The following is a 23,010-nucleotide window of genomic DNA, read 5'->3' as shown; positions in this document are numbered from 1 at the left end:
CGGGGTGCGGCGCGTCGGATGCGGACCCGGGTGCCCCTTCGTAGGGTGAGCTCGGGCCGCATGGCCCTGCAGACGATTCCGTCGAGGTGGGGGGAGGCGAAGCGTCGTGCCTCTCACACCCACAGGGTTCAGCCCGTCGCGGTCACGTCGCCGAGGGCGAGGACGGGGCCGGCAGGGCCTGTTGGCCGCTGCCCTCGTCGTGGTCCTGCTGGCAGTCGGCGGTGGGGTCTTCTACTGGCTGAAGTCCCGGTCCGACGCTCGGGAGGCGGACCGGTCGGTGGTCGCGGCCGCCGCGGCCTACCTGGCCGGGTGGAAGGCGGTGACGACCTCGCCCTCCGCCGAGGAGGCCGCCGAGGCGTCGTCCGGTGCTGCCGGGTCCGGCGAGTCCGGTGGGTCCGGCGGTTCCGCCGCGGGTGCCACCTCCGGTGATGGCGCCGCCGGGGAGCAGGGCGGCCCGCGGCCGGCCGCCAGCCAGGCCCGTGACCGCGCGAGCGCCGCGGTCCGCGCGGTCAGCGTGGACGGCGACATCCCGGTCGCGACGCTCGTCGGGCTGATGACCGACGTGCACGACCGGCTTGACGTGACCGGAGCCGAGCTCACAGCGGGTGAGGTGGCCCGCTCAGGGGCGAGTGCGACGGTGCCCTACACGGCCAGCCTGACGCTCGCCGGCTTCTCCGAGCCGCTGACCTACGCGGGTGAGCTGGGTCTGGTCCAGACGGGCGGGGACTGGAAGGTGCAGGCCCGGCCGTCGTCCGTCCATCCGGCACTACGGCCCGGGCTGCGCCTGGACCGTGCCGAGTCCACCGGCCAGCGCGGTGCGCTGGTCGACGTGGACGGGCGTCCGATGGACACCAACCCCGAGCTCGCCGGGAACCTCATCGGCAGAGTCGATCCGGCCTCCGGCCTGCAGCGGGTCTACGAGGCGCGGCTGCGCCCCCAGGGCGGCGCGATCGTGGTCCGCACCGAGGCCAACGAGACCGTCGAGACGCTCAAGTCGTATCCGAGCAGCGACGGCGAGGCGATCCGCACCACGATCGACCTGGACGTCCAGCGGGCGGGGGAGACGGCGATGGCCACCGCGTCCCGCCCGAACGGGGCACTCGTCGCCATCGACACCCGCACCGGCGGTGTGCTTGCGGCGGTGAACCACCCGCTCAACGGCTACGGGCGCGCGGTGCGCGGCTCCTACCCTCCCGGCAGCACCTTCAAGATCGTGACGGCGACGGCCGCGCTGATGGCCGGCCGGCCGGCGGACAGCACCATCGACTGCACCCAGACGGTGGGCGTCGGCGGCCGGGAGTTCCAGAACGCCGAGGACGAACAGTTCGGACTGATCCCGTTCCGGACCGCCTTCGCGAAGAGCTGCAACACCGCCTTCATCCGGCTCGAGCAGTCGCTGCCCGACGGGGTGCTGGAGCAGGCCGCGAAGCTGTACGGCTTCGACGGTGTCGAGCCACTGCCCATCGCCAGTGTCGGCGGATCGTTCCCGGCACCGCGCGACGAGGTCGAGTCGGCCTCGGCGTCGATCGGGCAGGGCCGGGTCGCCGCGTCACCGCTGCAGATGGCCAGCGTCGTCGCCGCCGTGGCCAGCGGAACCTGGCACCAGCCGTTCGTCGTCGGCGAGTCGCCACGGAGCAACCCCCTGCCGGAGCAGGCGCTGGGTCCGCTGCGTGACTTCATGCGCGCGGTCGTCACCGAGGGCACCGCCGCGAGTGTGCCGATGCCGGGGGAGGTCCACGGCAAGACCGGCACGGCCGAGTACGCGGACGGTGACCCGCCACCCACCCACGGCTGGTTCGTCGGCTATCGGGGGGATGTCGCGGTGGCGGTCGTCATCGAGGACGGCGGCTTCGGCGCCGAGTCGGCGGCACCCGTGGTGGCGTCGTTCTTCACCGCGCTCGACGGCGGCCAGGTCGCCGGCCCGCCGCCGGCCGGCTGACGTGCGGGCGGCCGCGGCCGGTCACCCCGGCCGCGGCCGATCGCTTGACGCGATGGCCGATGTCAGGGATGGTTGAGCGCGTGCTTACCGGCATCCTCGTACGCTTGGAGCGCGTGTAGTCGGACCAGATCGGTCTCCGACCACCCGCGCCGCCCCTCAGTGCCCACGGCACGAGGGGCTTTTTCGTGTCCGGCCCCGGCCCCGCCGGTTCGACCCCGTCAGCCCGTCAGCCCGCCACGACCGCCGCCCGCCCGCACCGCCGTGAACGACGTCCCGTCCGCACATTGCCGGCCCCGTCAAGGAAGACGACCAGATGACCAGTGAGACCAGACAGATCACCGGAGCCCAGTCGCTCGTCCACTCGCTGGAAGCGGTTGGTGCCGACGTGGTCTTCGGCATCCCGGGCGGGGCGATCCTGCCCGCCTACGACCCGCTGTTCGACTCCACCCGGGTCCGGCACGTGCTGGTCCGCCACGAGCAGGGCGCGGGGCACGCCGCCGAGGGGTACGCGCAGGCCACCGGGCGGGTCGGGGTCTGCATGGCGACGTCCGGTCCGGGCGCGACGAACCTGGTGACGCCGATCGCGGACGCCTACATGGACTCGGTGCCGATGGTGGCGATCACCGGCCAGGTGGCGAGCGCGGCGATCGGTACCGACGCCTTCCAGGAAGCCGACATCTGCGGCATCACGCTGCCGATCACCAAGCACAACTTCCTGGTCCACTCGGCGGACGACATCCCGCGCACGATCGCCGAGGCCTTCCACCTCGCCGCGACCGGGCGCCCCGGGCCGGTGCTCGTCGACCTGCCGAAGGACATCCTGCAGGGCCTCACCTCGGTGCTGCCGCACGAGGTGTGGCCGCCGGCCCTCGACCTGCCGGGGTACCGCCCGGTGACGCGCCCGCACGCCAAGCAGGTCCGCGAGGCGGCGAAGATGATCAGCGCCGCGCGCCGGCCGGTGCTGTACGTCGGCGGGGGGGTGCTCAAGGCGCGCGCGGCGGCCGAGCTGCGGGTGCTCGCCGAGCTGACGGGCATCCCCGTGGTCACCACGCTGATGGCCCGCGGCGCGTTCCCGGACTCGCACCGCCAGCACCTGGGCATGCCCGGCATGCACGGGTCGGTCGCCGCCGTCACCGCGATGCAGAAGGCCGACCTCCTGATCACGCTGGGGGCCCGGTTCGACGACCGGGTCACCGGGCGGCTCGCGTCCTTCGCGCCGGGGGCAGCCGTCATCCACGCCGACATCGACCCGGCGGAGATCGGCAAGAACCGGGTGGCGGACGTGCCGATCGTCGGCGACTGCCGTGAGGTCATCGCCGACCTGACGGCCGCGCTGCAGGCCGAGCCCCGCTCCGACCTCGAGGCCTGGTGGCACACGCTGGACCGCTGGCGGGAGACCTACCCGGTGGGCTACGACACCCCGCCGGACGGCGCGGTGGCGCCGCAGCAGGTCATCCAGCGGATCGGGCAGATCGCCGGCCCGGAGACAGTCTTCGCGGCCGGAGTCGGGCAGCACCAGATGTGGGCCGCCCAGTTCATCTCCTACGAGCACCCGTACACCTGGCTCAACTCCGGTGGTGCCGGGACGATGGGCTACGCGGTGCCGGCGGCGATGGGCGCCAAGGTCGGCCGGCCGGAGGCGACCGTGTGGGCGATCGACGGTGACGGGTGCTTCCAGATGACCAACCAGGAGCTCGCGACCTGCGCGCTCGAGGGCATCCCGATCAAGGTCGCGATCATCAACAACGGGTCGCTGGGCATGGTGCGCCAGTGGCAGACGCTGTTCTACGACAAGCGCTACTCCAACACCGACCTCGGCACCCATCCCGCCTCGGCGCGCACCGGGGTGACCCGGGTGCCCGACTTCGTGCGCCTCGCGGAGGCGCTCGGCTGCGTCGGCCTGCGCTGCGAGTCCCCCGAGGACATCGACTCCACGATCGAGAAGGCGATGAGCATCAACGACGCGCCGGTCGTGGTCGACTTCGTGGTCCACCCGGATGCCATGGTGTGGCCGATGGTGGCCGCCGGTTCCAGCAACGACGACATCCAGGTGGCCCGCGACATGGCTCCCGACTTCGACTACTCCGGCGACGCGGAGGTCAACCTGTGACCCGGCACACCCTCTCCGTCCTCGTCGAGAACAAGCCCGGTGTCCTCGCCCGGGTCTCCGGCCTGTTCTCCCGGCGCGGGTTCAACATCGAGTCGCTGGCCGTCGGCCCGACCGAGAACCCGGACGTCTCCCGGATGACGATCGTCGTCGCGGTGGAGGACCTGCCGCTGGAGCAGGTGACCAAGCAGCTCAACAAGCTCGTCAACGTTCTCAAGATCGTCGAGATGGACTCCGGCGTCTCCGTGCAGCGTGAGCTCGTGCTCGTGAAGGTGCGGGCCGACCTCGCGGTCCGCTCGCAGGTGCTGGAGACCGTCCAGCTCTTCCGCGCCAAGGTCGTGGACGTCGCGCCGGACGCGGTGACGATCGAGGCGACCGGTACCCGTGACAAGCTGGACGCGCTCATCCGCATGCTCGAGCCCTTCGGGATCCGCGAGATGGTCCAGTCCGGCATGGTCGCGCTCGGCCGCGGTTCGCGGTCGATCACCGACCGCAGCCTGCGCGCCGTCGAGCGCTCGGCCTGACGTACACCCCTTTCCCACCAGGAATTCCCACTAGGAGATTCAGCACCGATGGTCGAGATCTACTACGACGACGACGCGAACCTCGAGATCCTGGCCGACCGCAAGGTCGCCGTGATCGGCTTCGGCAGCCAGGGGCACGCGCACGCGCTGAACCTGCGCGACAGCGGGGTCGACGTCCGGGTCGGCCTGCCCGAGACGAGCACCAGCCGGGCCAAGGCCGAGGAGCAGGGTCTGCGGGTGGTGACCCCGGCGGAGGCCTCCGCCGAGGCCGACATCATCATGATCCTCACGCCGGACACCACCCACCGCAAGATCTACGCCGAGTCGATCGCGCCGCACCTGAGCGAGGGCAAGGCTCTCGCGTTCGGGCACGGCTTCAACATCCGCTACGGCCTGATCGAGCCGCCGGCCGGCGTGGACGTCTTCATGGTCGCCCCGAAGGGCCCCGGCCACCTGGTGCGCCGGGTGTTCGAGGAGGGCAAGGGCGTGCCTGTGCTCGTCGCCGTCGAGGCCGATGCATCCGGGAAGGCGCTCGACATCGCGCTCGCCTACGCCAAGGGCATCGGCGGCACCCGCGCCGGCGCGCTGCGCACCACCTTCACCGAGGAGACCGAGACCGACCTGTTCGGCGAGCAGGCGGTGCTGTGCGGCGGCGCCAGCGCGCTGGTGCAGGCCGGCTTCGAGACGCTGGTCGAGGCCGGGTACACCCCGGAGGTCGCCTACTTCGAGTGCCTGCACGAGCTCAAGCTCATCGTCGACCTCATGTACGAGGGCGGCATCAGCCAGATGCGCTACTCGATCTCCGACACCGCCGAGTACGGCGACGTCACCCGTGGGCCGCGCGTGATCACGCCCGCGGTCAAGGCCGAGATGCGCAAGATCCTCGACGAGATCCAGGACGGGACCTTCGCCCGTGAGTGGGTCGCGGAGGACGACGCGGGCCGCGCGACCTTCACCAAGCTGGTCGAGGAGGGCAAGCAGCACCCGATCGAGCAGGTCGGCGGCAAGCTTCGTCCGATGATGTCCTGGATCGCCAAGGACTGAGCCGGGTGGGCCGGGTGGGGCGGGCCGGTGCACGGTGCGCCCCACCCGGCTCCGCTGTCCCGACCGGCTCCGCTGTCCCGACCGGCTCCGCTGTCCCGACCGGCTCCGCTGTCCCGACCGCCTGACCGGCTCGCCGCGCAGGTGAGAGCGGGCACACCGCGGCGGGCGCCCGATCGTGCCGGGCTGCGTCGGTAGGCTGTAGCCGCACCGTACGCCCACCTGATTCGACATCACCCACCTGATTCGACGCCCACCTGATTCGACACCGTCGTCGTCCGCCCGGGCTGTGGCGCAGCACGGCCAACGCCGCTGCGTCCCTCATCGGTGGCCGGCGGCGAGCCTGCTACTAGGAGCAGACCGTGCCCGTCGTACTCGTCGCCGAGGAGCTCTCACCGGCCGGGCTGGAGGTCCTCTCCGGGGACTTCGAGATCCGCCACGTCGACGGGGCGGACCGATCCGCACTGTTGCCAGCGCTGGCCGACGTCGACGCGGTGCTCATCCGCTCGGCCACCAGGATCGACGCCGAGGCCCTCGCCGCGGCTCCGAAGCTGAAGGTCGTCGCCCGGGCCGGCATCGGCCTGGACAACGTGGACGTCCCGGCCGCGACCAGCCGCGGTGTCATGGTGGTGAACGCGCCGCAGTCGAACATCGTCAGCGCCGCCGAACACGCCGTCGCCCTGCTGCTCTCGGTTGCCCGCCGGGTGCCGGCGGCGCACGGCGCCCTCGTGAACGGCGAGTGGAAGCGGTCGAAGTACGTCGGCGTCGAGCTGACGGAGAAGACCGCGGGCGTCGTGGGGCTGGGTCGCATCGGCGTCCTGGTCGCGCAGCGCCTCGCCGCGTTCGGCATGACCATCCTCGCCTACGACCCCTATGTCTCGGTCGCCCGCGCGTCCCAGCTCGGCGTGCGCCTGGTCGACCTGGACGAGCTCCTCGCCACCAGCGACGTGATCACGATCCACCTCCCGAAGACGCCGGAGACGCTGGGCCTGATCGGCGCGGAGCAGCTGGCACGGGTGAAGCCGGGCGCGATCATCGTCAACGCCGCCCGCGGCGGGCTGGTCGACGAGACAGCGCTCGCCGACGCGGTCCGCTCCGGCCGGGTGGGCGGCGCCGGTATCGACGTCTACGCCAAGGAGCCGACCACCTCCTCGCCGCTGTTCGGCCTGGAGAACGTGGTCGTCACCCCGCACCTGGGTGCCTCGACGCAGGAGGCGCAGGACAAGGCGGGCCTGGCGGTGGCGAAGTCGGTGCGCCTCGCGCTCAGCGGCGAGTTCGTCCCCGACGCCGTCAACGTGCAGGCCGGTGGGGTCGTCGCCGAGGACGTGCGGCCCGGCCTGCCGCTCGCCGAGAAGCTCGGCCAGCTCTTCTCCGGTCTGGCCTCCGGGGTCGCCGCGGCGATCACCGTCGAGGTGCGCGGCGAGATCGCCGTGCACGACGTGTCGGTGCTCCAGCTGGCGGTGCTCAAGGGTGTCTTCACCGACATCGTGGCCGAGCAGGTCACCTACGTGAACGCGCCGCTGATCGGCAAGGAGCGCGGCGTCGAGGTCACGCTGGAGACCTCGGAGGACAGCCCCGACTACCGCAACCTCGTCACCGTGCGCGGGGCACTGCCCGACGGCACCACTGTCTCGGTCAGCGGCACCCTGGTCGGCTCCCGGCAGGTCGAGAAGATCACGGCGATCGACGGCTTCGAGGTGGACATCCGCCCCGAGGACCACCTGGCGTTCTTCCGCTACGAGGACCGCCCGGGGATCGTCGGCGCGGTGGGCGCGCTGCTTGGCGAGGCGCACATCAACATCGCGAACGCGCAGGTCAGCCGGCTTAGCGCCGGCGGCGACGCACTCATGTCGCTGTCGCTGGACGACGCTGTGGCGCCCGACATCCTGAGCGAGATCGCAAAGATCATCGGTGCGCCGTACGCGCGCGCGGTGAGCATCTCGGTCGGCTGACGGCCCGCCTGCCCCGGGCGGGTTGCCGCCCGGGGCACCCTGATGTCGCCCTGACTCGCCCTGACGTCGCCCCGCGCCCACGGCGAGGCTCCGAGGGCCGGAATCGGGGTCTTTGTATCGGCTGGGGGTGACTCGGGCCGATGTGAGTGATCGTTGGCCGGAAGCGCCGCTCGCGGCGCCTGCTGGCGTTACCGTGGCAGACATGGCCTCGCAGCACCCGGATCCGTTCGAGGATGTGCGGCTTGACGAGCGGTTCGTCCGGTCGGCGCGCTTCCTGGAGCCGTCAGCCCGAGAGCGCACCGGCCAGATGTCGCTGGCCCGGGGGTCGCGGTGCGGGGTCGTGCCGGCACCCCGTGGCCTGCAGGGTCTGGTCTACCGGCTCTTCGTGGCCCCGCCCCGCCCGGCACCGAGGGCCCGGCGCCTGACCTGGGTGCTCGCGGTCCTCACGCTCGCGGTGGGGATGATCAGTCTCACCTTCGTCGCCCTGCGCCACACCGCCCGGGGCGTGCCGGTCGCGTCGACACCGCTCCCCCCGTCCGGGATCAGCGCCGACGGCACCGGGCTGGCGTCCGCGGCCGCCGCCGACGGACTCGCCCGGGCGACCAGCGGTCTCGCGTCGAGTACGTCATCGCCGATGGGGGGCCGGGCGGTCGACCCCGCGCTGGGTGCTCCCGGCGGCTTCGCCCTCGCCCCGGACGTGTTCCGCTCCCTGGCCGTCGGCGACTGCCTGACCTGGGCTGTGGCGTCCGTGACGCCGCTGGCCATCCCCGGCTCCGGGGACGCACCCGCACCGAGGCCGGTGGCGTGCACGGAGCCGCACCTCGACGAGATCACCCGGATCGTCGATCTCTCCGCCCGGTTCGGCAGCTGGCCCGGTGCGGCCAGGCTGGGCGCGGCGGCGGCGGATGTCTGCGCGGAGTCCCTGCGCGACTACGTCGGTGGGCTCGATGTGGCCCCGCACCGTGTCGTCGGTTCGGTGCGTCCGGACCAGGCGAGCTGGGAGCGTGGTGTCACCAGCATCATCTGCACGATCCGTGCGGACGACCTGCTCCCGGACAGCGGGCGGTTCGCGCCGCCCGGCATCGTCCGCAGCTGACCGCCGATCCGGGCCTGTCGGTCGCGGCATCGGGTAAGCTGATCCGGCGATGCGTGCGCTACTGCTTCTTAGGTGCCGCGGCGGGGCCTGATCCGGACTAGTGGCTGGCTTCCCCGTCGCGGAGTTCTCGTGCGTCAGCACCGGCTCCCGTTCGGCGGCGGGCCGGGCCGCTCTTCCGAGAAAGCAGGAGCAGTGATCACACCGCAGCAGCCATCCGGCATGCCCATCGAGAAGTACCGCCCGTTCCCGGCGGTCGCGCTGCCGGACCGCACCTGGCCGAACGCCACGATCACCCGCGCCCCGCGCTGGTGCAGCGTCGACCTGCGTGACGGCAACCAGGCCCTGATCGACCCGATGACGCCGACGCGCAAGATGCAGCTCTTCGAGCTGCTGGTCGCGATGGGCTACAAGGAGATCGAGGTCGGTTTCCCCGCGGCGAGCCAGACCGACTTCGACTTCGTCCGGCAGCTGATCGAGGGCGACCTGATCCCTGACGACGTCACCATCCAGGTCCTCACCCAGGCACGCGAGGAGCTGATCGAGCGCACCGCCAGCTCGCTGATCGGCTCCGACCGCGCGCTGATCCACCTGTACAACTCGACGTCGACCCTGCAGCGCCGGGTCGTCTTCGGGCTCGACCGGCCCGGCATCACCGAGATCGCGGTGCAGGGCGCACGCTGGTGTGCCCAGTACGCCGAGAAGCTGCTGGACGGGACGGACGTCCGCTGGCAGTACAGCCCCGAGTCGTTCACCGGCACCGAACTGGACTACGCCGTCGAGGTCTGCGAGGCGGTGATGGACGTCTGGGAGCCCACCGCGGAGAACCCCGTCGTCCTCAACCTGCCCGCGACGGTGGAGATGTCGACGCCGAACGTCTACGCGGACCAGATCGAGTGGGTGAGCCGCAATCTGACCCGCCGTGACGCGGTGGTGCTGTCGCTGCACCCGCACAACGACCGGGGCTGCGCGGTCGCCGCGGCCGAGCTGGGTGTCATGGCCGGCGCCGACCGGGTGGAGGGCTGCCTGTTCGGCAACGGCGAGCGCACCGGCAACGTCTGCCTGGTCACTCTGGGGATGAACCTGTTCTCCCAGGGCATCGACCCGATGATCGACCTGTCGGACATCGACGGCGTGCGCCGCACGGTGGAGTACTGCAACCAGCTGCCGGTGCACCCCCGCCACCCCTACGGCGGCGACCTCGTCTACACCGCCTTCTCCGGCTCCCACCAGGACGCCATCAAGAAGGGCTTCGAGGCGATGGAGCGCACCGGGCAGACACTGTGGGAGGTGCCGTACCTGCCCATCGACCCGAAGGACGTCGGCCGCACCTACGAGGCCGTCATCCGGGTGAACAGCCAGTCGGGCAAGGGCGGTGTGGCGTACCTGATGAAGTCGGAGTTCGCGCTGGACCTGCCGCGCAAGCTGCAGATCGAGTTCTCCGGCGTGGTCCAGCGGTACACCGACGACACCGGTGGCGAGGTCACCGCCGAGCAGCTGTGGGAGATCTTCGGCCAGGAGTACCGCCCGGAGGGCGGCGACCCGGGCGCACCGCTGGAACTGCTCGGCTCACGGACCACGGCGGCGAGCGGCGAGCGGGACGAGGTGACGGTCTCGGTCCGCCTGCACGGCGTCGAGACGGCCATCAGCGGTAGCGGCAACGGCCCGATCGACGCCTTCGTCGCGGCGCTGTCCGAGCGTGGGCTGCCGGTACGGGTGCTGGACTACAACGAGCACGCGCTGGGTTCCGGGGCTGATGCCCGGGCCGCCGCCTACCTGGAGGTCGCGGTCGGCGATGCCGTGCTCTGGGGGGTCGGGATCGACCCGAACATCGTGACCGCCTCGATGCGTGCCGTCGTGAGCGCGGTCAACCGGGCGGCCAGGAACAGCTGACGCGTCGGCCGGCCAGGCGGGTGGCAGGTTCGCCCGCCCGGCGGCCGGTCAGTCGTTGTACGCGGCCGGCCGGACGTTCCTGATGCCACGGCGGACCTGTTCGACCAGGTCCTCGGGAACGTCGGTCATCCCGTGGTCGACCCGGGCGTGGGTGTCGACGGCGGCGAGGATCTCCTCCTCGCCGGCGGCGACCAGGCGGGTCTCACAGCCGTGGATGATGGCGCCGCAGTAGAACTCCTTCATGGCCACGGGACGCACCACCGTGACCTCGCGGACGCGCCCCGCCGCGTCGCCGGCGGGGCGGGGGCCCATCAGGGCCTGCGCTGTCCAGAACCGGTTCCGCCTCATACCGCCGACAGCTCCGCGAGACGCAGCATCAGCCGCTCCATCCGTACCAGGCCGAGGGGTCGTCCCATCTCGGTCACGATTATCACCGGGTCGAACCGGCACCCGCGGGGACGGGTCATGGCCCTGCGCGCCACCTCGGTGACGGGTTCGTCCGGCAGGGCGAACAGCGAGGTGGGAATCCACCGGCCGTCCGGGCTGCCGCCGCTGGAACTGCCACCGCCACCGGGGCCGGTACCGGGGCCGGTGGGGAGTCGCAACGCGACGGGGCGGCAGCGGTTGCTGACGATGATGGTGGCCCTGCCGGCGGCGTCGGGTCCTCCTGGCAGGGCGGCTGCCGGGGCATGCGCGCACGGCGGGCAGGTCGCGTTGTCGGTGCAGTGCCCGTGGTCTCCGGTCGAGATCTGGGCCGGCTCCATCAGACTGACGATGTGCGCGGAGCGGTCGGCCCGCTTCGAGATCGTCTGGATCCGACGGGCGACCGCCGGGTCCAGGGACTGCCAGCGCGCGGACGGCCGCCCGAGGAGATAGCCCTGCCCGAGGGGCACCCCCAGCGCGATGAGCATGGTGAGTTCCTCGACCCGCTCGACACCCTCGGCGATGAGCCACCCGTTGAGACGGCTGGCGAACCCGCCGACGAGTTCGGTGAGCGCGATCTTCACCTGGTCGTCATCGATGTTGGTGACCAGCGATCCGTCCAGTTTCACGAAATCGGGCCGGATGTGCGTGAGCTGGCGCAGTCCCGCATAGCCGGAGCCGACGTCGTCCATCGCAATGAAGGCGCCTCGGTTCCGTAGCTCCTGCGAGGTCACGGCCAGGCCGGGGGAACAGTCGATCGCCACCGCCTCGTTCAGCTCCAGAACGATGCGGGAGAGATCCGCGCGCCGCCAGACCGCCTCGATCTCGGGGTCGGAAAGGAGATGCGGGAAGACGTTGACGGCAAGAAAGCAACGGTCCGGAAGATGGTCACGGGCCGAGATCGCCGTGCGTAGTACCCGTGCCTCCAGCTCGGCGCCGCGCCCGCGCCGGTCGGCCTCGGCGAAGACCAGAGGTGGGGCGTTGCGCGGGTCGTCACCGAACCGGGCCAACGCCTCGTAGCCTGCGATGACCCCGCGGCGCAGGTCCACAATTGGCTGGAAGACAAGGTTTGGAGCGTCCGGGTCGGCGAGCAGGCGGTCGATGTCCGGGCGGGCGGGCAGGGGCGCCGCCGGATGCGGACGTGCTCTCGGCTGGGCGCCGCCCAGGCCGGAGGTGCCCTCGTGGCTGACTGTCACCTGGGCCACCGGCGGCCCGGTGTCCGTGGGACGCTCACTGGTCAGGCGCTGAGAACCCATGCGCCGTGCACCCCCTCGTGTCGCCGCACGTCGCATCAGTGATGTTGTTTATTTCCTATCACTTTTAGCGCGTCGTGGGCATGGTGACGCCGTGGAGTTGAGGCGCTGTGCGACGGCCGTGGTCCGAATCTTGTCTGAGGCGCATTTTTTGACGTCCGGATGATTGGGTTTTCGTTGATGTGAGCCGTGCCCAATGTGGTCTTCCGCGTAGGCCGGTGCGTCGCTGGACGCCTATGCAGCGCACTCGTCCAACGGAATGTCAGATTATGTGGCCGGTCCGGCCGGCAGTGCCTGGAGCAGGCGTCGGAGGGGCTCGGGGATGCTGGGAGCCGGACGGCGCACAGAGGGTGACGGGCAGGTCGGCCCGGCCAGGTGGGTCGGGAACGGCCGGCTACAGTCGGGGCTCATGAGGCTTGCGGTCATAGGCGGCGACGGAATCGGTCCGGAAGTTGTGGCAGAGGGGCTGCGCGTGCTGCGCGCCGTTTACCCCAAGGTCGAGACGACCGAGTACGAACTGGGCGCCCGGCTCTGGCACCGGACCGGAGAGACCCTGCCGGACAGCGTCCTCGACGAGCTGCGCGGCCACGACGCCATCCTGCTCGGAGCGGTCGGCGACCCGGGGGTTCCCAGCGGGGTGCTCGAGCGCGGGCTGCTGCTGCGGCTGCGCTTCGAGCTCGACCACCACGTGAACCTGCGGCCGGTGCGGCTCTACCCGGGAGTGACGACGCCGCTGGCCGGTGACCCCACCATCGACATGATCGTGGTGCGGGAGGGCACGGAGGGTCCGTACGCCGGCGCCGGCGGCACGCTGCGCCGCGGCACGCCGCACGAGGTGGCGACCGAGGAGAGCGTCAACACCCGGTTCGGCGTCGAGCGCGTCGTCCGCGACGCCTTCGCCCGGGCGAGCCGCCGCCCCCGCGCGCACCTCACCCTGGTGCACAAGAACAACGTCCTGACCAAGGCGGGCGACCTGTGGTCCCGCACGGTGGCCGAGGTCGGCGCGGAGTTCCCGGGCGTCGAGGTCGGTTACCAGCACGTCGACGCGGCGTCGATGTTCTTCGTCACCGACCCCGGCCGCTTCGACGTCGTCGTCACGGACAACATGTTCGGCGACATCCTGACCGACATCGGCGCGGCCATCGCCGGCGGTATCGGGCTCGCGGCCAGCGGGAACCTGGACCCCTCCGGTGCCCACCCGAGCATGTTCGAGCCGGTGCACGGCAGCGCGCCCGACATCGCCGGCCAGGGCGTCGCCGACCCGACCGCCACGGTGGCGTCGGTGGCGCTGCTGCTCGAGCACCTCGGGCACACGGCGGAGGCCTCCCGGGTGGATGCCGCCGTCGCCGCCTCGCTGGCCGAGCGGGCCTCGTCGGGCGGTGGCCGCCGGTCGACCCGCGAGGTCGGCGAGGAGCTGGCCGCGCGCGCCGCGGGCTGACCCCCTGGCCGCCGCGGGGAGACCCGCGGGCCGCGGCGGGGAGCCGGGTGCTCCCCGCCGTCTGGTTGGTCGTTTTCCCAACGGTCGTCCACCGGCTATCCTCGGATGGAGCCGTAGATCCGGTACGACGGCAGCCGACAGGGCCTGACCACGGCGACGATCGGCAGTTTCGTCATCTCTGACTGTTCGTCACCCTGTTCGCCTGCGCGCTCATGTGCGCCCTGAGGTAGCCCGTTCTGGAGCTGTCATGCCGATTACCCCCACCTCGAAGATCTGGATGAGCGGCGAGTTCGTCGACTGGGACGACGCCCGCATCCACGTGCTCAACCCGACCCTCCACTACGGGTGGGGCGTGTTCGAGGGCATCCGGGCCTACTCGACGTCCGCCGGCAGTGCGGTCTTCCGGCTCACCGATCACATCGCCCGCCTGTACCGAAGCGCCAAGATCTACATGATGGAGCCGACCTTCTCGCAGGAGGAGGTCATCCAGGCGACGAAGGACACCATCGTCGAGAACGGCGTGGAGGCCTGTTACATCCGCCCCCTGATCTACCTCGGCTACGGCGAGATGGGGCTCAACCCGCTGCCCTCGTCGGTCGAGATCATGATCGCCGTCTGGCCCTGGGGCTCCTACCTCGGCGAGGACGCCGAGCGCAACGGTGCCCGGGCGACGATCTCGACCTGGCGCCGCAACGACGCGAACATCATCCCACCGGCCGCGAAGGCGTCCGGCCAGTACCTGAACTCCTCGCTGGCGAAGGTGGCGGCCATCAAGGCCGGCTACGACGAGGCGATCATGACCAGCCCGAACGGTCACATCGCCGACGGCTCGGGGGAGAACGTCTTCATCGTCTCCGGCCGGCGGGTCATCACCCCGCCACTCAGCGACGGCCCGCTCGGCGGCATCACCCGGGCGTCGGTCATGCAGATCGCGGCCGACCAGGGGTACGAGGTGCTGGAACAGCACATCGTGCGGACGGACCTCTACCTGGCCGACGAGGCGTTCTTCACCGGCACGGCGGCCGAGATCGTTCCCATCTCCGAGGTGGACGACCGCCGCGTCGGCGCGGGCCGGCCCGGCCCGGTCACCCGGGAGATCATCGACATCTTCCACCAGGCCACCCGCGGGGAGCTCGACCGGTACAAGGACTGGAACGAGCTGGTGGGCTGAGGCGCTCCAGCCAGCCGCCGCCGTGCCGAGCGCGTCCCCGGTCACGGCGCGGCTGATCTCGTCGGGCGTGTGCTCTGGCCAACCCGACCTTGGCCGCCTACCGTCTCCTGTAGTCGTTTCACGAACGCACAAGCGTCGGGAGCCGGTTCGGGAGGCCGTCATGCGGGTTTCGGATGGAATGAGCGCTCTGGTCCTGGTGGTGGGGCCAGGGCACACGCTGCGGCAGGCGTCCCGGATGATGGCCGCCCGCCAGGTCGGCGCGGCCGTCGTCCTCGACAGCGAGGGCCAGGGCTTCGGCATTCTGACCGAGCGCGACGTCCTGCGGTCGGTCGCGGCCGGGCAGAGCCCGGACACCGAGGTCGTGGGTGACCATCTCACCCGGGACGTGGTGGTGGCCGACCGCGACTGGTCGCTCGACGAGGCCGCCGCGGTGATGTTGCGTGGCGGCTTCCGTCACCTCATCATCACCTCCGGAGCGGAGGTCGAGGGTGTGCTCTCGATGCGCGATGTGGTGCGCTGCTGGAGCCGGCAGCGGGTCGAGGTGTGACCGGTCTCGACGGCGAACATCTCGCGACGAGATGTGGTCGCTGTGTGACCGTGCGGCGATGAATTGGCCGACTCGGGGATCTGCGCCGCATCGGATCCCCGTGCGGCGCTACGTTCACGGGCATGCACGACACTGAGGCGGTCACCCTGCTGCGGGGGACCACGCTGCTGAAGGAACTCGACGAGGAGGACCTGCTACGGCTGGCCAGCCGGTCCGTGACGAGGCGGTTCCGCCGAGGTCAGGTGGTCTTCACGGAGGGCGAGCCCGCCGACACCCTCCTCGTGGTCGCCTCCGGACGGCTGAAGGTCCTCACCAAGGCTGACGACGGCCGTGACCACGTCCTGAACATCGCCGGCCCGCGCGAGACCCTGGGCGAGCTCAACATCGTCGAGGCCGGGACAAGGTCGGCGAGCGTCGAGGCGCTGGAACCGAGCACCGCGCTGGTGCTGGAACGCAACGCCGTCTGGGAGCTGGTCCGGGAACGCCCGGCGGTCGCCGAGCAGCTCATCCGGGCACTGGTCGCGCACGTGCGCCGGCTCACCGGCGCCAACGCGGACCTGGTGTTCCTCGACCTGCCGCGCCGGGTCGCGAAGCTCCTGCTCATGCGGATGCGGGAGGCCGGCCGCCCGGTGATCGAGCTGGGGCTCACCCAGACCGAGATCGCCTCGCTGCTCGGCGGCTCGCGCCAGTCGGTCAACCAGGCGCTGCGCGAGTTCGAGCGCAGGGCATGGATCCTGTCCGAGGGGCAGACCATCACGATCATGCAGGTCGACCGCCTGCGTCGGTTCGCCGGCGACTGAGCCGCACCAGGCGGGTCGGTCCGGGTGAGCAGGCCCGGGTGAGCCGGCCGGTGGCGGTGCCCGTTGCGGCGGGATCCGGTGCGCTCGGCGGGGTCGGCGGGATCGGGTAGGCGGCCCGCCGGCCGCGTGGCCGGCGGGTGTGCGTAGCGTGGGGGTCGGGTACGGGTCCAGTCGCTCGCGGCACGGGGCGTCCCGAAGAGGGAACACGCAGGTCACGCGACACATGGCGCGCGCCACACTTGCTTTATGTCCGGTGTGTTACGTCATAGGGTCGGGCTCTGGCGGCGAACCCGTCCCCGTCACGCGTTCCGGTCACTGACCAGGGAGACCGGGCGCGTGACGGCCAGACACGGTTCCAGCGAGAGGTCCAGCTGTGCCCCACGACGTCCCAGCCACGACAAGCTCCGCTCCGGCCGGCGCGCACTCCGCTGGCGCCGTCGGCGAGGAGCACGCGCCCCCCTTCGACCGTGAGTCGCTGCACATCTACGACACGACGCTGCGGGACGGCACCCAGCAGGAGGGCCTGTCCCTGTCAGTGGCCGACAAGCTCGTCGTCGCCCGCCACCTCGACGAGCTCGGAGTCGGCTTCATCGAGGGCGGCTGGCCCGGTTCCAACCCGAAGGACGCGGAGTTCTTCCGCCGCGCCCGCACCGAGCTGGACCTGCGTGGCGCGCTGCTGACCGCGTTCGGCTCGACCCGGCGGGCCAGCAAGGCCGTCGGTGACGATCCGCAGGTCGCCGCGCTGCGGGACGCCGGCACGGCGGTCGTCTGCCTGGTGGCGAAGGCGGACCGCCGGCACGTCGAGCGCGCGCTGCGGACGACTCCCGCCGAGAACCTGGCGATGATCCGCGACACTGTGCGGTACCTGACCGCCGAGGGCAAGCGGGTGTTCGTCGACGCGGAGCACTTCTTCGACGGCCACCGCGCCGACGCCGACTATGCGCTGGAAATGGTGCGCACGGCCGCCGAGGCCGGCGCCGAGGTCGTGGTGCTGTGTGACACCAACGGCGGCATGCTCCCGACCCGCATCGGTGACGTCGTCGCCACCGCGCTGGAGAGCACCGGCGCGCGCCTGGGCATCCACTGCCACGACGACGCCGCCTGCGCCGTCGCGAACAGCCTGGTGGCGATCGAGGCCGGCGCGACCCACGTGCAGGGCACCGCGAACGGGTACGGCGAGCGCTGCGGCAACGCGAACCTGTTCAGCGTGATCGCCGGTCTGGAGACCAAGCTGGGCCGCCAGGTCCTGCCGGCTGGGCGGCTCCGGGAGCTCGTCCGGGTCTCGCACGCCATCGACGAGGTCACCAACTCGGCACCGAACAGCAGCCGGCCCTACGTCGGGGCGAGCGCGTTCGCGCACAAGGCCGGTCTGCACGCCAGCGCGGTCAAGGTCGACCCGGACATGTACCAGCACATCGACCCGGCCGAGGTCGGCAACGACATGCGGATGCTGGTATCCGAACTGGCCGGCCGCGCCACCCTCGAGCTCAAGGGCCGCGAGATGGGCCTGGATCTCTCCGGCGAGCGGGAAGCCCTCGGCCGGGTGCTGGAGCTGGTCAAGGACCGCGAGGCCGCCGGCTACTCCTACGAGGCCGCCGAGGCGTCCTTCGAGCTGGTGCTGCTCGACGAGGTGTCGGGGCGCGAGCGCTACTTCACGCTCGAATCCTGGCGGGTCATCGTCGAGCAGCGGGCCGGCGGCGAGGTCGTCAGCGAGGCCACGGTGAAGGTCCACTCGCACGGCGAGCGGCACGTCTCGACCGCTGAGGGCAACGGCCCGGTCAACGCGCTCGACACCGCGCTGCGGGCGGCCCTGGAGAAGGCCTACCCGGGCCTGGCGGACCTGGACCTGGTCGACTACAAGGTGCGCATTCTCGACGGGCGCCACGGCACCGGCGCGGTCACCCGCGTCCTGGTCGAGACCAGCGACGGCCGCGGTCGCTGGGACACCATCGGTGTCGACGAGAACATCATCGCAGCCTCCTGGGTGGCGCTTCAGGACGCGGTCACCTACGGCCTGCGCCGGCAGGGCGAGCGCCCGGACCCCGACGCCGTCTGACCGGCTTCGCCCGCCTGCGGCCTGCCGGGTGAGGCACGTCCGTCCACATCGGGCGATCAACATCGTCAACGCGAACCATGCGGCGTGCGCCCGTCCTGTCAAAGATTTCTCCGCTGACGCCAACCCTGCCCGGCCATCCTTTGGTGCCGGCTACGCTGACCGCGACGCTTCCGGTCATCCGAGGCATCCGTCGCATAACAGGCGATCAGGGTGCCCGGCTCGGATCCGGCGGCGAGATGCGAGCTCGGCTCTGAAGGCCGAGGAGAGGGGACGGCCGTGTCGCGGTGTCCGGCGATGATGCGCCAGACCAGGAGCGGCCGCATGCGGGGGAGCCGGCGATGAGCCGCACTCCCCGCCGTGGAGCTGGTGCCCGTCGGACCGGGGCACATCGATCGTCCGCGTCGCCGGCCACGTCGGGCGCCGGCTGGGTCGACCCCCCGTCCGGGGCGCGCCGAGTGACCGGATCGCGCCGGACGGGCCGCGCAGGCCGGCTGGGCGGCGCCGGCCGGGCGAGCAGGGCCGGCAGCGCCGGCAGGGCGGGAGAGGCCAGCCGAGCGGGCAGCACCGACAGAGCGGGCAGCACCGACAGAGCAGGCAGAGCGGGCAGCGCCGCCAGAGCTGATCTGGCCGGTGGGCCGACCGCTCGGCGCGCCGGCACCCGGCGGGGCTCCTGGGCACTGGCGAAGTTCGGCCTGGGCGCGGCGGCGCTGGCCCTGGCGGTGACCGCGGTGGCGGGCCCGGCCCCCGCCGCCGCCCCCTGGCAGCTGACCGGCCCGGTCAACGGGCGGATCGACCAGGACGAGATCCTGCCTGAGGACGGAGCGGCCTTCGGGAGCGCGACCGTGGCGGACCTGGCGGGCGTCGTCGGGGCCTCGGGGCAGGTCCGGCTGCCCGTCCGTGACGGGTTGGCGGTTGTCGCCACCGGCGGTACCGCCGGAACCGGTACCGCCGCGGCCGGAACGCAGGCGCCCGGCCCGGCGGCCGGCAGCACCGTCCCGAACGAACCGCTCGCGACCCCGCCCGGGTCGGGCGCGGAGGCCTCGACGATCCCGTCCCGCGTGCTGGTGGCGTACACCGACGCCGCTGATCGGTTGAAGGCCGAACAGCCCGGCTGCTTCCTCCACTGGTCGGTACTGGCGGGTCTCGGCGCGATCGAGTCCGGTCATGGCAGGGGCGCGGAGATCGGCCCCGACGGCAGGGTGGCACCGACAGTCGTCGGCCCGCGTCTCGACGGCTCGGCGGGCAGGTTCCACATCCGCGACACCGACGACGGCTGGCTCGACGGCGACAGTGAGCTGGACCGCGCGGTCGGCCCGATGCAGTTCACCCCGCCGGTGTGGCGCTGGGCCGGTCGGGACGCCGACGGGGACGGCCGCGCCGACCCGAACGACATCGACGACGCGGCGCTTGCCGCGGCAGACCTGCTGTGCCGTTCGGGCGACCTGCGCATTCCGGACAACGTCCTGGCGGCGGTGCGCTCGTACAACCCTTCGGACGCCTACATCCGCTCGGTGCTGGGCTGGGCGGCCTGGTACGCGGTCGGCCCGACGGTGGTCTCCAGCCTGGGTGCCGACCCCGCCGCCAGCACGGCGGAGGCCGACGGCGGCGCGGCGGGCGAGGGGTCCGAGAACCTGGCGACCGATCAGCCTTTCGAGGTGACAGCCCTGACGCCGCTCGCCGACCCGGCTGGCGGTGGCTGCGTGACACCGGTCGTCGACGGGGGCTCCATCAGCGCCAGCGGTGTCGGAGGCGACCTGCTGACCGGGTCGAACTTCGAGTCGCTGGACGTCCGCGCCCGGGTCGGCGGCACCGCGGACCGGACCGTGACCATCGAGCTCAGCCTGCTCGACAAGGCAGGCGCGACGGTGGCGACGGCGCTGAGTGCCCGCATGTTTCCGGAGGGCGACGAGATCCACTCGCTGGGCAGGATCGACGGGCTCGCGATCGGTCGGGCGTCCGACCGGGGCCCGTTCGACGTGGTCGTCCGGGTGGTGCCGGGTGGTCCGGACTGCCCGCCGGTCGAGGCCCGTGCCCGGGTCGCCGGCATCGACGCGGCGGACTTCGCGGGTGCGCCGTCGACGCTGGCCAGCCTCCGGCGTCGGCTGGAGACCTACCGCGACACCGGGCGCATCACCCCGACGGCTGCCACCGACCTGCTGGCCACGCTGCCCGTGGGCGACGGGGCCGTGCGGACCCCGGTGGAACTCGCGCGGTTCCTCGACCGGCTCGCCGTCGCGATCCGGATCGGCGAGATCGCCGCCGACGCGCGGACGGGCCTCGGGGACGTCGCCGGAGCGCTGCGGGCGCAGGCGGACCCCGCCTCGGCGGCACCGGCGGAAGCCGCTCCGGCCGACCCCGGAACGGGCGAGGGCGAGCTGCCGTTCGACGTCGTGCCGCTGGCGCCGGAGGCCTGAACCAGCTCCTTCCAGCGGCACCGCTCGGGCGCACCGCCCGTTCACACCCTCCGGTGGCATGGTCCGTCGGTGTGAGGTGGCTCGCCATGGTGGCGCGTCGTAGTCTCGCCGTCACGGGGGGAGGTGGCGATGCTGCTGAGGGCGATCCGGGGGCGGGTGGGGGACACCCGCGCGCTGCGCTGTGAGCTGGCACGGGGGGCCGGCGAGGGGCCAGGCGGCCCGGCTCGGCCCGGTGCCATCGCCGGAATGTCGGGCGGCGGAATGTTCGTCGGCCTGTTCGACATCGGCGGCCCCGGCCGGCCCGCGGAATCCTTCTGGGAGCGGCTCGGCGGGCTGCTCGATGGTGTGACGACGACCGACCATCCCCACGTCCACCTGGTCAGCGAGGCGGCCGGTGCGGTGGCACCCGTCCCGGTGACGACTACCCCGGTCACGACTGTCCCGGTGGTGGTGGGTGAGGGCCGGTTCATCAGGGTGACCTGGGGGCGTACCGCGGATCGGGCCGCGCTGTGGGCGCTGCGCCAGCGGCTGGCGAGCCGTCTGCCGGACGCTCGCCCGGACCTTCTCGGGCTGCTGTCAGCGGCGACGGAGCGGGGCTGGCTGGTCGAGGCGGCCTGCCACGAGTCGGAGGAGCTGACGCACGCGGCGGACCGCGGCGCCCAGGAGCCGGAAATGGCCGAGATCCTCGACGGGGCGCGCGGCCTGGTCACCGTGGCGGCGACGGACATTCTGCGCGACCTGTGGCTGCGCCGGCCGTTCACCACCACCCCCGGCCGGGACGGCGAGTCGGACCGAGGCCAGCGCCCCGAGGCCGCGACCGCGACCCCGGGGCCGGACGTCCAGGGTGCGGACATCCAGAGTGATCAGTCCTCGTCCGGAATCTCCTCCCACCACTGGCACCACCAGTCGCCGCCGACGAGGATCCGCAGCTTCGGGTGCCAGCAGTAGGTGATGTCCTTGTCGGTGTCGAGGTAGTAGAGGCAGTTGTCGCAGCGCTCGTCGCCGTTTGGCTTGCCGCGCAGGATGGCGTCCTCGGCGAGATGGCCGAGCTGGACGCTGAGCTCCTCGTCGATGGGCTTGGGTTCGGGCGCGCCAATCTCGTAGACGGGGGTCGAGTCGATCTCGGTCATCGTGCTCCTTCCAGAGCAGGCCGGTACCTGGCGGGCCACGCCGTCCTCGACCGGGCGCTGGCCCTTACCCGGCAATCCTGCCTGATTCTCGGCGTCCCCTCCCGGCAGTGGTGCACCGGACCTTGTCCGGCCCGGAACGCGGACGCCGGACGGGCGGCCCGTTTCGGCACCGGCGTCCGGCCGGGCCTGTTCCGTCCGTGTCCGGTGTGTCGCCGGGTGGACCGGATGCGCGGCGCGGTCGGTACGGTCGCCCAGTGCGTATAGCGAGGTTCACTGACGGGTCAGAGCCGGCATTCGGCGTGGTGGAGGGGTCTCCAGAGGAGGGGACCGCGATTGTGGCTGGGATCACGCCCCATCCGTTCGCGCCGTTCACGTTCACCGGGGTGCGGCGGCCGCTGGCCGAGGTCCGGCTGCTGGCTCCCGTCCTGCCCAGCAAGATTCTCTGCATCGGGAAGAACTACGCGGACCACGCGCGTGAGATGGGCGGCGAGCCGCCGGCGGGCCCGGTGCTGTTCCTGAAGCCCTCGACCAGTGTGGCCGGCCCCGGCGACCCGATCGTGCTCCCCCCCGACACCGAGCGGGTGGACTACGAGGGCGAACTGGCCATCGTCATCGGCAGGCTGTGCCGGGACGTTCCGGTGGAGCGGGCGTTGTCGGTCGTTCTCGGGTTCACCTGCGCCAACGACGTCACCGCCCGGGATCAGCAGGCGGCGGACGTCCAGTGGACCCGTGGCAAGGGCCATGACACCTTCTGCCCGCTCGGGCCGTGGATCGAGACCGAGCTCGACCCGTCCGACCTGGCCCTGCGGACGACGCTGGACGGCGAGGTCCGCCAGGACTCGCGGACCAGGCACCTTCTGCACGACGTGCCCACGCTCATCGCCTTCATGTCGCGAGCGATGACGCTGCTCCCCGGTGACGTGCTGCTGACCGGCACGCCCGCCGGGGTGGGGCCGATGCGGGCCGGGCAGACGGCCGCCGTCACGGTCGACGGCATCGGCACGCTGACGAATCCGGTCACCGCGCGGTAGGGGAGTGCGGGCGGGCGACGGTGCTCCGGCCCCGCCCGCCCCACTGCGGCTGGCCGGGGCCGGGTAATCGGGACCCGCCGGAGACCCGCCGGAGACCCGCCGGAGACCCGCCGGAGACCCGCCGGAGACCCGCCGGAGACCCGCCGGAGACCCGCCGGAGACCCGCCGGAGACCCGCCGGAGACCCGCCGGAGACCCG

Annotated in this window: 18 protein-coding genes; 15 read left to right on the top strand and 3 right to left on the bottom strand. The window is 72.1% G+C overall.

Annotation, left to right across the window (positions count from 1 at the left end):
* Positions 1-181: 181 nt before the first annotated feature.
* From AB1460_RS22050 to leuA, 7 genes are all read left to right on the top strand, one after another.
* The gene (locus AB1460_RS22050; protein ID WP_420497336.1) at positions 182-1,939 is read left to right on the top strand and encodes a penicillin-binding transpeptidase domain-containing protein; all 1,758 of its coding nucleotides are present in this window, start codon (positions 182-184) and stop codon (positions 1,937-1,939) included.
* A gap of 313 nt (positions 1,940-2,252) precedes the next feature.
* Entirely contained in the window at positions 2,253-4,049 is a 1,797-nt protein-coding gene (locus AB1460_RS22045) for an acetolactate synthase large subunit (RefSeq protein ID WP_368963764.1), read from the top strand.
* Positions 4,046-4,570, top strand: a complete 525-nt coding sequence (gene ilvN, locus AB1460_RS22040) for an acetolactate synthase small subunit (RefSeq protein WP_368963763.1) — start codon at positions 4,046-4,048, stop codon at positions 4,568-4,570. Before AB1460_RS22045 ends, ilvN begins: the two co-directional genes overlap by 4 nt.
* A 48-nt stretch (positions 4,571-4,618) precedes the next feature.
* The gene (ilvC, locus tag AB1460_RS22035) at positions 4,619-5,614 is read left to right on the top strand and encodes a ketol-acid reductoisomerase (protein WP_368963761.1); all 996 of its coding nucleotides are present in this window, start codon (positions 4,619-4,621) and stop codon (positions 5,612-5,614) included.
* A 359-nt stretch (positions 5,615-5,973) separates the two neighbouring features.
* The gene (gene serA, locus AB1460_RS22030) at positions 5,974-7,563 is read left to right on the top strand and encodes a phosphoglycerate dehydrogenase (protein ID WP_368963760.1); all 1,590 of its coding nucleotides are present in this window, start codon (positions 5,974-5,976) and stop codon (positions 7,561-7,563) included.
* A 202-nt stretch (positions 7,564-7,765) separates the two neighbouring features.
* A complete protein-coding gene (locus AB1460_RS22025; RefSeq protein ID WP_368963758.1) occupies positions 7,766-8,659 on the top strand; it encodes a septum formation family protein in 894 nt (297 codons plus the stop codon).
* A 192-nt stretch (positions 8,660-8,851) separates the two neighbouring features.
* Complete coding sequence (gene leuA / locus AB1460_RS22020) at positions 8,852-10,549, top strand: 2-isopropylmalate synthase (RefSeq protein WP_368963757.1); 1,698 nt, start codon at positions 8,852-8,854, stop codon at positions 10,547-10,549.
* Between the two features lie 48 nt (positions 10,550-10,597).
* Here leuA and AB1460_RS22015 read toward each other — a convergent pair whose 3' ends face one another.
* Both AB1460_RS22015 and AB1460_RS22010 read right to left on the bottom strand, forming a co-directional pair.
* Complete coding sequence (locus AB1460_RS22015) at positions 10,598-10,897, bottom strand: DUF1059 domain-containing protein (RefSeq protein ID WP_368963755.1); 300 nt, start codon at positions 10,895-10,897, stop codon at positions 10,598-10,600.
* Entirely contained in the window at positions 10,894-12,228 is a 1,335-nt protein-coding gene (locus AB1460_RS22010; protein WP_368963754.1) for an EAL domain-containing protein, read from the bottom strand. The genes AB1460_RS22015 and AB1460_RS22010 overlap by 4 nt, the downstream gene beginning before the upstream one ends.
* Positions 12,229-12,634: 406 nt before the next feature.
* Here AB1460_RS22010 and AB1460_RS22005 point away from each other — a divergent pair, with 406 nt between their 5' ends.
* The 7 genes from AB1460_RS22005 (at position 12,635) to AB1460_RS21975 (ending at position 21,599) form a co-directional block, all read left to right on the top strand.
* Positions 12,635-13,663 carry a 3-isopropylmalate dehydrogenase gene (locus tag AB1460_RS22005; protein ID WP_368963753.1) on the top strand — a complete coding sequence of 343 codons (1,029 nt, stop codon included), beginning with the start codon at positions 12,635-12,637 and terminating at the stop codon, positions 13,661-13,663.
* Between the two features lie 247 nt (positions 13,664-13,910).
* Positions 13,911-14,834 (top strand): branched-chain-amino-acid transaminase, encoded by a 924-nt coding sequence (gene ilvE, locus AB1460_RS22000; protein ID WP_368963751.1) that lies wholly within the window; start codon positions 13,911-13,913, stop codon positions 14,832-14,834.
* A 160-nt stretch (positions 14,835-14,994) separates the two neighbouring features.
* Positions 14,995-15,381 (top strand): cyclic nucleotide-binding/CBS domain-containing protein, encoded by a 387-nt coding sequence (locus AB1460_RS21995; protein WP_368963750.1) that lies wholly within the window; start codon positions 14,995-14,997, stop codon positions 15,379-15,381.
* A gap of 122 nt (positions 15,382-15,503) precedes the next feature.
* Positions 15,504-16,181 carry a Crp/Fnr family transcriptional regulator gene (locus tag AB1460_RS21990; RefSeq protein WP_368963748.1) on the top strand — a complete coding sequence of 226 codons (678 nt, stop codon included), beginning with the start codon at positions 15,504-15,506 and terminating at the stop codon, positions 16,179-16,181.
* A 373-nt stretch (positions 16,182-16,554) separates the two neighbouring features.
* Entirely contained in the window at positions 16,555-18,237 is a 1,683-nt protein-coding gene (gene cimA / locus AB1460_RS21985; RefSeq protein WP_368963747.1) for a citramalate synthase, read from the top strand.
* Positions 18,238-18,692: 455 nt separating this feature from the next.
* Entirely contained in the window at positions 18,693-20,651 is a 1,959-nt protein-coding gene (locus AB1460_RS21980) for a murein transglycosylase (protein WP_368963746.1), read from the top strand.
* 129 nt (positions 20,652-20,780) lie between these two features.
* The gene (locus AB1460_RS21975) at positions 20,781-21,599 is read left to right on the top strand and encodes a hypothetical protein (protein ID WP_368963745.1); all 819 of its coding nucleotides are present in this window, start codon (positions 20,781-20,783) and stop codon (positions 21,597-21,599) included.
* Here AB1460_RS21975 and AB1460_RS21970 read toward each other — a convergent pair.
* Positions 21,515-21,781, bottom strand: coding sequence for a hypothetical protein (locus AB1460_RS21970; protein WP_018640555.1), 267 nt, complete (start codon positions 21,779-21,781; stop codon positions 21,515-21,517). The two genes, AB1460_RS21975 and AB1460_RS21970, sit on opposite strands and share 85 nt — an antisense overlap.
* A gap of 254 nt (positions 21,782-22,035) precedes the next feature.
* Here AB1460_RS21970 and AB1460_RS21965 point away from each other — a divergent pair, with 254 nt between their 5' ends.
* Positions 22,036-22,812 (top strand): fumarylacetoacetate hydrolase family protein, encoded by a 777-nt coding sequence (locus tag AB1460_RS21965; protein WP_368963743.1) that lies wholly within the window; start codon positions 22,036-22,038, stop codon positions 22,810-22,812.
* The last annotated feature ends 198 nt before the right edge of the window (positions 22,813-23,010 follow it).

This window comes from Parafrankia sp. FMc2 (assembly GCF_041008525.1).
Classification (GTDB): Bacteria; Actinomycetota; Actinomycetes; order Frankiales; family Frankiaceae; genus Parafrankia.
The sequence above is the reverse complement of the archived record's forward strand: the minus strand, read 5'-3'. Positions and strand labels throughout refer to the sequence as shown.

Coding starts and splice junctions, on each gene's coding strand:
- AB1460_RS22025 (WP_368963758.1), top strand. CDS start 7,766: ATGGCCTCGCAGCACCCGGATCCGTTCGAGGATGTGCGGCTTGACGAG.
- AB1460_RS22005 (WP_368963753.1), top strand. CDS start 12,635: ATGAGGCTTGCGGTCATAGGCGGCGACGGAATCGGTCCGGAAGTTGTG.
- ilvE (WP_368963751.1), top strand. CDS start 13,911: ATGCCGATTACCCCCACCTCGAAGATCTGGATGAGCGGCGAGTTCGTC.
- AB1460_RS22010 (WP_368963754.1), bottom strand. CDS start 12,228: ATGGGTTCTCAGCGCCTGACCAGTGAGCGTCCCACGGACACCGGGCCG.
- AB1460_RS22015 (WP_368963755.1), bottom strand. CDS start 10,897: ATGAGGCGGAACCGGTTCTGGACAGCGCAGGCCCTGATGGGCCCCCGC.
- AB1460_RS21995 (WP_368963750.1), top strand. CDS start 14,995: ATGCGGGTTTCGGATGGAATGAGCGCTCTGGTCCTGGTGGTGGGGCCA.
- ilvC (WP_368963761.1), top strand. CDS start 4,619: ATGGTCGAGATCTACTACGACGACGACGCGAACCTCGAGATCCTGGCC.
- AB1460_RS21990 (WP_368963748.1), top strand. CDS start 15,504: ATGCACGACACTGAGGCGGTCACCCTGCTGCGGGGGACCACGCTGCTG.
- AB1460_RS21970 (WP_018640555.1), bottom strand. CDS start 21,781: ATGACCGAGATCGACTCGACCCCCGTCTACGAGATTGGCGCGCCCGAA.
- AB1460_RS22045 (WP_368963764.1), top strand. CDS start 2,253: ATGACCAGTGAGACCAGACAGATCACCGGAGCCCAGTCGCTCGTCCAC.
- AB1460_RS21975 (WP_368963745.1), top strand. CDS start 20,781: ATGCTGCTGAGGGCGATCCGGGGGCGGGTGGGGGACACCCGCGCGCTG.